This window comes from Salinarimonas sp. (assembly GCF_040111675.1).
Lineage (GTDB): Bacteria > Pseudomonadota > Alphaproteobacteria > Rhizobiales > Beijerinckiaceae > Salinarimonas.
Window position 1 is genome coordinate 3,342,247 of record NZ_CP157794.1, and the last position, 11,777, is coordinate 3,354,023.

The window sequence follows — 11,777 nt, forward strand, 5'->3', positions numbered from 1 at the left end:
CTCGTCGCGCGTGCGGCGCAAGGGATCCGTCAGCGCGGTCCGGCGCGGTTCAGCAGCTCGCGGGAAATGTCCGGGAGGTTGTCCCAGAGCTGCGGGCCGATCAACTGCCGCCACAGCGGAATCCACCAGATGTTGACGCTGATCCCGGCGGTGACGCTGTAGACCTGATGCCACCAGTAGGTCGGGATGAACAGGAGGTCGCCCTCCTCGATCTCGATCTCGTGCATCTCGGCGTCGCGGAAGCGCGGGAACGCCTCGAGATCGGGGGCGTCGATGTTCACGCGGCTCATGTTGTAGGCCTTGCTGCGGCACGGGTAGAGCCGCTTGGCCTGCCAGGGCGAGAACATCTTCAGGCGCTTGCGGCCGCGCACCTGCGCCAGGAAGTTGTTCGGCGTGTCGTAATGCAGCGTGGTCACGTTGCCGGCGGGGCCGAGCCAGAGGTTGATCAGGTAGACCTTGGCGGCGTCGACGTAGGAGGGCAGCGCGAAGTCCTCCATCAGGCTCGGCAGCTTCTCGGGGATGTTGACGCGCTGGACGTAGTACCGGACGTCGCCGTCGGTCGCGTGCATCATCGTGCGCACGTACTCGCCCAGCGTCGTCTTGATCTCCTCGAATCGCGGCCCGCCCTTCTCCGGGTCGAGGCCGAAGATTCCGGTCGGGGACTGCTGAACGTTGATCTCGTTCTCGCCGACCTTCTCCGCGAGCCGCTCCGGGCTCCAGTCGCGGAAGGCCGGCCAGTCGCGGATGCCGCCGCGAAACACCACCGGCCTGCTCCGGGCCGCGTAGTCGCGACGGAATTCCTCTGCGGTCGGCAGCGTATCGCGCTCCTCGATCGCCATCGGCCGCGTCCGGCTGCCGCTCGTCACCTGGATCGTCGTCATCGCCCCCTCGCTCCGTTCTTCTCGGTATCGTCCGCGATCGGTGTCGCCGCGCGCAGCGCGGCGCGCCGCCGCTGGCCTCGCTCCCCGGCCGCCGCCACGGCGGCGACCGTCGTCGGCGCGTCTCGCCGATCGAGCTCCGCCGCCAGCGCCTGTATGCTGGGCCGGCTGACGCACAGGGCCAAGGGGAAGCGCCGGTCCAGCCGGCGTTGCAGCAGGTCGTGCATCCGGGCGAGCGCCAGGGAGGTGCCGCCGAGCTCGAAGAAGCCGTCCTCCGCGCCGATGTCCGAGACGCCGAGAACCGCGCGCCAGACGGCGGCGATCTCGGTCTCGGTCGCGCCGACCGGCGCGCGGAAACCGGCGCCGCGCGCCACCTGCGGCGCGGCCAGCGCCGCCAGCGCGGCGCGGTCGACCTTTCCGTTGGCGTTGAGCGGCAGCGCCTCGACCAGATGGAACCGCGCCGGAACCATGTAGGGCGCCAGCCACTCGGCGAGCGCCTCGCGCAGCTCCTCGACGGTGGGCTTGCGCCCGGGCGCGGGCGCCAGGTAGGCGACCAGCTCGGCCGACCCGTCGGCTGCGGGCCGGGCGAGCACCGCCGCCGCCCGCACCGCATCCAGACGCTCCAGAGCCGCTTCCACCTCGCCGGTCTCGATCCGGTGGCCGCGGATCTTGGCCTGATGATCGCGCCGCCCGAGATAGCGCAACCGCCCGTCCGCATCGACGCGCGCCAGATCGCCCGACAGGTACATGCGGGCGCCCGGCGTCGACGAGAACGGATCGGGGCGGAAGCGATCCGCCGTCAGGCCCGGCTGCCCGCCGTAGCCGCGCGCGACCCCGCGCCCGCCGATCGCCACCTCGCCGACCGCGCCGTCGGGCACGGGATCGAGCGCGGCGTCCACCAGGTAGACCGCGGTCCCGTCGATCGGCGCCCCGAGATCGACGAGGTCGGGGTCCGCGATCCGCGCGCGCATCGACCAGATCGTCGTCTCCGTCGGACCGTACAGGTTCCACAGCTGCGCCCCGCCCGCGACGAGCCTGCGCGCCAGAGCCGGCGGCAGCGCCTCGCCGCCGCACAGGACCGCGAAGCCGGCCGGCGGGGTCCAGCCGTGATCCAGGAGCATGCGCCAGGTCGCCGGGGTGGCCTGCATGGCCGTGGCGCCGAACGCGTCGATCTCGGCGACGAGCCCCGCCGGGTCGGCGCGCAGCCCGGCCGGAAGGACGCGCAGCGCAGCGCCGCGCACGAGCGGCAGGAACAGCTCCAGCGCCGCGATGTCGAAGCCGAGCGGAGTGACCGAGAGGAAACGGTCCCGGGGCCCCAGCCCCGGTGCGGCCGCCATCGCGCCGAGCAGATCCGCCAGCGCCGCATGCGGCACGCCGACCGATTTCGGCGATCCGGTCGAGCCCGACGTGTGGATGACGTAGGCCAGCTGCGCCGGTTCGGGGAGAGGCGGGAGCGCGGCAGAGGGCTCGGGATCGGCGTCGAGCGCGGACAGCGACAGGACGGGCGCGCCGATCCGCCGGGCCGTTTCCGCCGTGGTGTCGTCGCACAGGATCAGGCTGCACCGGGCCGCGGCGGCCATCGCCGCCAGACGGCGCGCCGGCTGGTCCGGGTCGAGGGGCACGTAGCAGCCCCCGGCCCGCAGGACGGCCAGCAGCAGCTCCGGCAGCGCGTCCGACGCCTGGACGCAGATGCCGACGGCGGTTTCCGCCGCGATCCCGCGCGCCGCGAGCCGCCGCGCGCGCGCCTCGATCCGGCGCACGACGTCGGCCGGCGCGGACGCCTCGATCCAGGCCGGAAGGGTGGCGGCGCCCGGACGCGCCGCGGCGGTCTCCCGCCGCGCCTGCCAGAGCGCCAGGTCCTGCGGCCGTCGCGACGGGTCCGCGACGAGCGCCGACAGCGCCGCGACGTACAAATCGAGCCAGCGCGCCGCCGTGCCGCGCTCGAACAGGTCCGCGGCGTATTCGAGCCGCGCGTCGACACGGTCGCCGATCCGCATCAGGTTGAGCCCGAGATCGAACTTGACCCGGGTCACCGGCGCCTGCACGACCGCGGCGCCCGCCCCGAACCCGTCCGGGACCGCGTCGGCCTGATCCAGATTGAAGGCGGCGGCGATCAGGGGCGTGCGCGACCCGTCGGCGGGAAGCGCCAGCCGGTCCAGCAGCTCGGCGAAATCCACGTCCTGGCGATCGTAGGCGTCGAGCATGGCGCCGCGCAGCCGCACGACGAAGTCCGCCAGGGTGTCGCCCGGCTCGAGCCGGCTGGCGATCGGCAGCATCTGCGCGCAATCGCCGACCACGGTGGCGTCGGCCTCTTCGAGACGCCCGTCCGTCGGCAGCCCCGTGACGAGCGCCGATTGCCCGCTCGCGCGGTGCAGCAGCAGCAGCCAGGCGGCGAGATAGACCATGACGGGGGTCGCCGAGAGCGCGCGCGCGACCCGCGCCACCGCCTGTCCCAGGTCGCTCGGAAGCGTCGCGGCGACGGACGCGCCGGCATGATCCGTCACCGCAGGGCGCGGCCGGTCCGTCGGCAGGTCGAGCACCGGCGGCGCCCGCAGCGCCGCGAGCCAGGCGTCGAGGTTGCGCGCGCGCAGCTCCCGACGCTCGGTCTGGCGCGACAGGAAGGCGTCGAAGCCGGAGGCCGGCGGCAGCGCCGGCTCCGCGCCGGAGCGCAGGGCGGCGTAGGCCGCCCCGAGATCCTCGACCAGGATGGCGAGGGATCGGCCGTCGGCGATGGCGTGATGCGCGACCACGACGAGCAGGGCGCGACCATCGGCCCGGGTGAGCAGGCGCACGCGGAACGCCGGCGCGCCGCGGGAGAACGGCTCGTCGACGGTCTCCGCCAGAGCGCGCTCGACGTTCTCGTCGGCGCTCATCCGGCGGTGGGCGAAGGCGCCGGGGGCCGTCACGGGGTCGAGAACCCGCTGCGACCCCGCGGCCGCGTCGAGCACCGTCCGCAGCGCCTCGTGCCGGGCGACGACGGCGCGCAGCGCCCGCTCGAGCAGGTCGGCGTCGGGCGCCTCCGGCAGGTCCAGCACCGCGCTCTCGTGATAGGCGCGCTCCGCTCCCGGACGCAGCTCGGCGAGGAGGCAGAGCTGGCGCTGGGCCGCGCTGAGGGGGAAGTCCCGCGGGGCCGCGGTCGCCGGCCGGCGCGCCGTCGGGGCCGTGTCGCCGCCGCGCGCATCCTCCAGCGCGCCCGCCACCGCCGCCTCGATCGCGTCGATCTCCGCGGCGGCGTGCTCGGTCGACAGGAAGCAGTTGCGTCCCTCCCAGACGAAGACGCCGCGGGCGCGCAGCGCGTAGAGGAACGCGTCGGCATTGTCGCCGTGGGTGAAGCGGAACAGGGAGCCGAAGCGGGCGATGCGCATCTCGGACCCGGCCTCGGCGAACAGCCGGTCGAGCCGGCTCGCGAGATCGGCGCCGCGGGCCTCCAGCCCGGAATAGAGCCCCTCGCCCAGCTCGGCGATGCGTCCGAGCATGGCGCGGGAGGCCGCCATCGCCAGCGGATGCTTGTTGTAGGTGCCCGCGAAGAAGGTGGTTTCCGCCGCCGGAAACGATGCGTCGCCGTAGGCCCACCGACCGCCGTCGAGCGCATCGAGCAGCTCGGCCCGGCCCGCGACGGCGCCCATCGGCAGGCCGCCGCCGAGGATCTTGCCGTAGGTCGCGAGATCCGCGCGCACGCCGAAATGCGCCTGGGCGCCGCCCGCGGCGATGCGGAAGCCGGTGATCATCTCGTCGAACAGCAGCACGGCGCCGCAGCCGTCCGCGATCGCGCGCAGGTCCCGGAGGAACGCGGCGGGCTGCAGGCCGGGCCTGCGGCTCTGGACGGGCTCGACCAGGATCGCCGCGAGCTCGGGGCCGACCGCGCGCAAGGCGTCGAGCGCCGCCGGTTCGCCGTAGGGCAGCACGACCACGTCCGCGACCATGGCGTCCGTCACCCCGGGCGCCATCGGCTCCGGCCCGTTGGCGCCGGCGCTGGCCAGCACGCCGTCGAAATGGCCGTGATAGGCGCCCTCGAACACCGCGATCCGGCGCCGGCCGGTGACGGTGCGGGCGAGCCGCAACGCCGTCATCACCGCCTCGGTCCCGGTCGTGGCGAAGGCCACGCGCTCGGCCCCGGTGAGGTCGCAGACCAGGTCCGCGACCTCACCCGCGAGGCGCGCCTGCGGACCGAGCGCGAAGCCGCGCTCCAGCTCCTCGCGCAGCGCCGCCCCGACGGCGTCCGGAGCATGGCCGAAGAGGTAGGCTCCGAACCCCATCGAGATGTCGACGTAGCGATTGCCGTCGACGTCCCAGAGATAGGCGCCCTTCGCCCGCTCGCCGACGATCGGGTAGACCATCTCCTTGGTCGAGAAGCGGAAGCCGGCCGAGGCGCGGTTGTCCGACAGGCGCGGACGGAACGCCGCCGCGAGACGCTTGGAGCCGGCGGTCTTCTCGGTGTAGCGCGGGATCAGCCGCTCCAGCGCCCGGCTGCGCGCCGCGCCCCCTGCCGGCTCGGCGGCGGGACGCCAGAGCGGCAGGGAGTCCGGCGCCCGGCTCGGCGGCGCCTCGATCGGGAGCGCCCGCGGGCTCGGGCCGCCGTCCAGCCGCCGGCGCAGCTCTTCCTGCTGCGCGATCAGCGACCGCAGGGTCTCGTCTGTCCGCGCCAGCAGCACCCTCAGGTCGTCGGGAGCGCCGGCCGCGGCAGACGGCGCGGCTTCCGGGGCCGAGGGCGGCGCCGACGGCGCAGTCGCCCCTGCCGCTTCCCGCCCCGCGAGGTGGGCGGCCAGCGACGCGATGTCGGGAGTCGTCTCGAACAGCTGGCGTACCGTCAGCTTGACCGCGAAGCGCTCCTCGATGCGGCGCAGCGCGCGGGTCAGGACGATGCTGTCGGCCCCCATCTCGACGAAGCGCTCGTGCGGGTCGATCTCGCTCGCCGGATGCCCCAGGAGCTCGGCGATCAGATCGGTCAGCTCGGCCTCGATCGCGTCCGGCTCGGGCCGCGGCGGCGGACCGGAAGGGGCGACGTGGCGCACGGCGCCGAGGGACGCGAGCGCGCCGAGCGCTGCGGCGCTCGAGACGATCGGCGCCTTGGCGGCGCCGAGCGCGCCGAGGGCGGCGCCGAGCCAGCCGCCGCTGTCCTCCTCCGGCGCGTCGTACCAGCAGGGCCGCCGGTCGTACCGCATCAGCGGCAGGTCCGCGAACGGGACGCGCCGCGCCGCCGCGCCCGGCTTCGGATCGACGCCGACCCCCGCGATCCAGGCTGCGCCGATCGCCTTGGCCAGGGCCATCGGATCGCCGTCGTCGGTCACCGCGAGCACGGCGTCGCATCCCGCCCGGCGCAACGCCGATTCGGGATCGCGCCCGCCCGCCGGGACGGCGACGGCTCCCGTCTCGCCGGACGGCGCCGTGCCGCGGCCGTCCTCCACCACCGCCCGGAGGGCCTCCTCCGGCGTCGTCAGCCCCCCGATCACCGCGGCCGCCCACGCCCCGACGCCGCGCCCCGCGACGGCCGACGGCTCGAGGCCGAAGGCGCGCCAGAGCCCGGCGGCGTCGAGCATGCGCGACAGCCGCTCCGCCGGCCCGCCGGGGCGCGCTTCGAGGAAGGCGAGGCCGACGCGCCGAGGCCCCTGCTTGGGGACCCGTCCGGAGGCTGCCGCCCCGCGTCCCGCGAGCCACTCGGCCAGCGCCCGCTCCAGCTCGGCCGCCGTGCGCCCGGTCACCGCGAGGCGCCAGGGCAGCGCCGCGCGGCGACGGGCCGCGTTCACGGCCCAGACGGCGGCCGAGACGTCTGGACGAGCGCCGATCGCGCGGCGCCAGTCCTCGGCGAGCGCCCGCAGCCCGGCCTCGGATCCGGCGCTGATCGCCAGCAGCTCGACTTCGGAATCCTCGCGCCCGGCCGGCTCCGCCGCCTCGGGCTCCGTCGCCGGCGGCGCCTCGAGCACGATGTGCGCGTTGGCGCCGCCGAAGCCGAAGCTGCTGACGCCGGCGATCCGCCGGGATCGCGCCACCGGCCAGGAGGCGTGCGTGGTCGCGGGCTCGAGCCGCGCCAGCGCGGCGGCGATCTTCGGGTTGGGCGTCACGTAGTTGCGGTTCGGCGGCACGGCGCCGCGCGAGACGACCAGCGCCGCCTTGATCAGCCCGGCGACGCCGGCCGCCGCCTCCAGGTGGCCGATATTGCTCTTCAGCGCGCCGAGGAGCGGCCGGCGCTCGGTCTCGCCGAGCGCCTCGGCCAGCGCCGAGAGCTCGATCGGATCTCCGAGATCGGTGCCGGTGCCGTGGGTCTCGACGTAGCCGATCTCGTCCGGCGCCACCTTCGCGTCCGCGAGCGCCGCGCGGATCACCGCGCTCTGCGCCGGGCCGTTCGGCGCCGTGATGCCGTTGCTGAGCCCGTCCTGGTTCAGCGCCGAGCCGCGGATCACCGCGACGACGCGATCGCCGTCGCGCCGGGCGTCGGCGAGGCGCTTGAGCACGACGACCCCGCAGCCCTCGCCGCGCCCGTAGCCGTCGGCGGCGGCGTCGAAGGTCTTGCAGCGCCCGTCCGCGGACAGCATGCCGGCGGCATGGAACGCCCGCGTCAGCCGGGCCGACAGGATCAGGTTCACCCCGCCGACCACCGCCGCCTCGCTCTCGCCGCGGCGCAGGCTCTGCACCGCCAGATGGGCGGCGACGAGCGACGACGAGCAGGCGGTGTCGACGCCGAGGCTCGGCCCGCGCCAGTCGAACAGGTACGACAGCCGGTTCGCCGCCATGTTGTGGGCGTTGCCGGTCGGGAAATGGGCGTCGGCGGCCCTGTCCTGGGAGGCGGTCAGCTCGGCGTAGTCGGACGTCGAGATGCCGACGAAGGCGCCGACCGCGCGGCCGCGCAGGTCCTCGGGCCGGATCCCGGCGTGCTCGAGGGCGTGCCACGTCGCCTCGAGCAGCAGCCGATGCTGCGGATCGAGCAGATCGGCCTCGCGCTTGCCCAGGCGAAAGAAGCCGGGATCGAACAGAGCCGCGCCGTCGAGATAGCCCGCGCGGGTCGGCACGCCGGGCGCCGCGGCGAATTGCGCGATCAGCTCGCGGCGCTCGGCGGGCGGCTCGCCGATGCCGTCGCCGCCGGCGAGCAGGAGCGACCAGAACGCCTCGAGATCGCCCGCGCCCGGCATCCGGCAGGCCATGCCGACGATGGCGATCGCGTCGTCGTCGGCACGCGGGTCCGCCGCGGTAGTCGGCGTCGCCGCCTCGACCGGCTTTCCGCCCTGCTCGGCGATCCAGGCGGCGGCGGCGGCGACGGTCGGGGTATCGTAGAACTGGGTCGGCGCGACGGAGAGGCCGAAGCGGGCGCCGACGCGCTCGGCGAGCCGCGCGGCGACGAGCGAGCCGAAACCGAAATGGCTCAGGGGCTCGTGCGGATCGATTTCGTCGGCCGGCAGGCCCAGGACCTCGGCCAGCTCGGCGCACAGGACGGCGACGATCTCGCCCGCCGAAGCCCGCGGCTCGGCGGACGCCGCCGGCGCTGCCTCCGGCCGCGGCGGCCGGAACTCGGCGATCGCCTTGAGCTCGCCGGCCTGCCAGCGCCGGCGCGCCTCGGCGCGTTGAACCTTGCCGCTGCTGGTCAGCGGCAGCGTGCCCTGGCGAATGAGCACCAACGCGGCGACCTCGACCTCGTGCGCCGTGGCCACCGCGCCGACCGCGCGGCGCAGCAGCGCGTCGACGTCGAGATCGCCCTCGCGCCTGAGCTCCTGGACGATCGCCACCGCTTCGGTGCGCCCGCCATCGATCGCGAAGGCGGCGCCGCGGTCGCGGACGAGGCGCGGATCCACGTCCTGGACGGTCGCCTCGATGTCGACCGGATAGAGGTTGCGACCGGCGGAGACGATCATCTCCTTCAGCCGCCCGGTGATGTACAGCTCCGAATCGCGAGCGAAGCCGAGGTCGCCCGTGCGGAACCACTCCCGGTCGTCGCCTGGCAGACGCCAGCCGAAGATGGCGGCGGTGGCCTCCGGGTCTTCCCAGTAGCCCTGCGCCATGCTCGGCCCGCTGGCCCAGATCTCGCCGATGCGATCGTCGCCGAGGGGCTCGCCGGTGGCCGGGTCGACCACGGCGACGGCGGACAGCGCATCGGTCCAGCCGACCGCCGCGATCCAGCGCCGGTCGGAATCGTCGGGGCCCGCGTCCACCACCCGCCCCTGCGAGAGCGCCGCGCCCGAAAGCGCGCGGTAACGGGGACCCCGCCCGGGCCGATGACCGGTGACGCACACCGTCGCCTCGGCGAGGCCGTAATAGTGCAGCAGCGCGCCGGGATCGAAGCCGTGCGGCGCGTAGCGCTCCAGGAAGGCGTCGTTGGTGGCGCGCCTGATGGTCTCGGCCGCGTTCAGCACCCAGTGCAGGGAGGAGAGGTCGAGCCCCTCGGTCTCGGCCTCCGGTATCTGGCGGGCGCAGAGCTCGAAGGCGAAGTTCGGCGCCGCGCTGTGGGTGGCGCGCACGGCCGACGCGGCGCGCAGCCAGACCGCCGGCTTCTTGGCGAAGGCCGCGGGGGTGATCAGGTGGCTGGTTCCGCCGGTCGCCAGCGGCATCAGGTAGCCGACCACCAGACCCATGTCGTGGAACAACGGCAGCCAGGACAGGAACTTCGCCGTCTCGTCGGCGTCGGACCAGTCGCACAGCATCGTCATGTTGGCGACGATGTTGGCGTGGGTGATGGCGACGCCCCGCGGCCGGCTGGTCGAGCCCGACGTGTACTGGAGCAGGGCCACGTCCTCCGCCCGCGGGCGATGGAGCGGCTCGACGTTGTCCGCTTCCGCGGCGAGCACGTCCTCGATGGCGACGCAGTCGGGAGCGCCGGCCTCTCCGGCGAGCGCGCGGCTCAGCGGCTCGGCGAGCGCTTTCGTGGTGAGGGCCAGCGCCGCGCCGGACGCCGTCAGCACGCCGAGAGCCCGGCCGCCGGCGCGAGCCCTGAGCGGCGGAGCGCACGGCACGGCGACCGCTCCGGCGTAGAAGCAGCCGAACAAGGCCGGGGCGAAGGCGGCGCCTGCGGCGAAGGCCAGGACCACGCGGTCACCGGGAACCACGCCGCGGCCCCGCAGCCACGCCGCGACCCGGCGGGCGCCGTGCTCGACCTCGGTCCATGTGAGCGCGCCGGCGGGCATCCCCTCGCCGTCGATGTCGACGAAGGCCGCCGCGTCGCCGCGGGTCCGCGCGCGGGCCCGCAACCAGTCGACGCAGGTCGGCGCACGTCCGGGGCTTTCGCTCCCGATGGAGGACATGAAGGGAGACTCTTGCTGCGGAGACCGGCGCCCGCCCGGCGCCCGGGGGACGGGCCGCCGCGACGGGGCGTTACGGAAAACGGCGGGGCGGCGAGCGCCCCACCGATTCGGCCTGCGTGAGCGTGCGCGCCGGCGCCGAGGAGCCGGCGCGGGACGGCCGCGCCGCTGGGCTCAGGCGGCGAGCTTGCCCAGGAAGCCGTCGATCGCCGTCATCAGCGACGAGAGCTCGGACTTCAGCTTGGCGTCGACCTGCTCGAGCTCGTCGCGCAGATGCGTCAGCGCCTCGGTGTCCTGGCTCGACTCCTTCTTGGCGAGGGCGATGATCTCCTCGAGGTGCTTCACCACGCCGATCTGGTCGACGTCGACGCTCTTGAGCGCGCCGCGCACCTCGTCGTAGCCGCCTTCGAGGCCCTTGGCCTTGAACCCGGCCTTCATCTCGCTCGTCAGCGACGAATCGGCGGCGAGCTCCCGGACCGCCTCGACCACGGCGCTGAGATCCGCGGCCCGCTTCAGGTTGCTCGTGGCCTGGCCGAGCTTGGCCTTGTCGAGATGGGCGTTGCCGGCGTGGGAGCCGGCGGCCTGGGTGGCCGCGACCTTGTCGAAGTCGACGGCCTGGACCAGCGCCTCGGTCGCCTCGACCAGCGCGGTGCCGTGGGACTGGACCGCGGCCATCAGCTTCTTGACGGACGCGTGGTCCTTCACGCCGGCGACGATCTCCGACGCCGGGTCGATCGCGCCGATATGCGCCTTCGCTACGTTGACCGCCTCGTGCGCCGCGGACGCGGCGGTCTGGACTGCCTCAGCCATCCTGCTCTCCCTTGTTTCCGGCCCGCCACGTCACGTCGACGGCCTATCGAATTGCGCTTCCCCAGCCGGCCGCGCGAGCCAGGACGGGGCGGGCTCCGACGCGTTTCGAAGCCCTGATCCCGATCGCGACGCAGCGTACTACACGGCGGGCCGACTTGCAGCTGTTTATTGCGAACATCTCCCGATAAGCTTCTGCTCACCGGACACGGTGTCATGCGCGGCTGGTCAGCCCCGGAGCCGCCGTGATAGCTAGCTTCGCAGAGGACAACGCCCGGAGACGCTCATGTTCGTGGATACCTCGCAGTTCGCGTTCGCCCGCCGCCTCGAGGCGGGCTGGCGCGATATCCTTCGCGAGATGGAGGATCTGGAATCGGGCGAGCTGATTCCCTGGCCGGAGCGGCACCTCTACGGAAAGGGCTGGGACGCCTACGGCTTCTACCTGCTCGGCGAGCGGTTCGACGAGAATTGCGCGCGCTGCCCGAAGACGACCGCGATCCTCGACACCATCCCCGGCCTGCGCAGCGCCGGGTTCTCCGTGCTGCAGCCGGGCGCCCACATCACCCCCCACGTCGGATACTCGCACGCTCTCTACGTCGGCCATCTCGGGCTCGTCGTGCCGGACGATTGCGCCATCCGGGTCGGGCGCGAGACCTACCATTGGACTCCCGGCGAGTTCATGGCCTTCAACGACATGGTCGAGCACGAGGCCTGGAACCGCGACAAAACGCGCCGCGTGGTGCTGCTGATCGAGTTCCTGCGCCCGGGCAAGACCGAGCTCGACCTCGCCATGTCCCCCGAGCTCGCCGCCGCGCTGAAGAACGGCAAGCCGGCCTGAGGCTCACCGATCGGACGCGGGCCGGTGGCCGGC

Annotated in this window: 4 protein-coding genes; 1 reads left to right on the forward strand and 3 read right to left on the reverse strand. The window is 74.3% G+C overall.

Annotated elements, in window-relative coordinates:
- Positions 1–29: 29 nt before the first annotated feature.
- The 3 genes from ABL310_RS15460 to ABL310_RS15470 all read right to left on the reverse strand — a co-directional run bounded on the left by ABL310_RS15460 (position 30) and on the right by ABL310_RS15470 (position 10,909).
- Positions 30–881: a cupin-like domain-containing protein gene (locus ABL310_RS15460; RefSeq protein ID WP_349367905.1), complete on the reverse strand. Its 852-nt coding sequence runs from the start codon at positions 879–881 to the stop codon at positions 30–32.
- Positions 878–10,102 (reverse strand): amino acid adenylation domain-containing protein, encoded by a 9,225-nt coding sequence (locus ABL310_RS15465; RefSeq protein WP_349367906.1) that lies wholly within the window; start codon positions 10,100–10,102, stop codon positions 878–880. The genes ABL310_RS15460 and ABL310_RS15465 overlap by 4 nt, the downstream gene beginning before the upstream one ends.
- Positions 10,103–10,273: 171 nt before the next feature.
- Positions 10,274–10,909, reverse strand: a complete 636-nt coding sequence (locus tag ABL310_RS15470; RefSeq protein ID WP_349367907.1) for a hypothetical protein — start codon at positions 10,907–10,909, stop codon at positions 10,274–10,276.
- Between the two features lie 283 nt (positions 10,910–11,192).
- Between ABL310_RS15470 and ABL310_RS15475 the strand changes: the two genes are divergently transcribed.
- Positions 11,193–11,744 (forward strand): aspartyl/asparaginyl beta-hydroxylase domain-containing protein, encoded by a 552-nt coding sequence (locus tag ABL310_RS15475; protein ID WP_349367908.1) that lies wholly within the window; start codon positions 11,193–11,195, stop codon positions 11,742–11,744.
- Positions 11,745–11,777: the final 33 nt, after the last annotated feature.

Excerpts from the sequence above, each read along its gene's own strand:
- ABL310_RS15465 (WP_349367906.1), bottom strand. The coding sequence starts at position 10,102 with ATGTCCTCCATCGGGAGCGAAAGCCCCGGACGTGCGCCGACCTGCGTC.
- ABL310_RS15475 (WP_349367908.1), top strand. The coding sequence starts at position 11,193 with ATGTTCGTGGATACCTCGCAGTTCGCGTTCGCCCGCCGCCTCGAGGCG.
- ABL310_RS15460 (WP_349367905.1), bottom strand. The coding sequence starts at position 881 with ATGACGACGATCCAGGTGACGAGCGGCAGCCGGACGCGGCCGATGGCG.
- ABL310_RS15470 (WP_349367907.1), bottom strand. The coding sequence starts at position 10,909 with ATGGCTGAGGCAGTCCAGACCGCCGCGTCCGCGGCGCACGAGGCGGTC.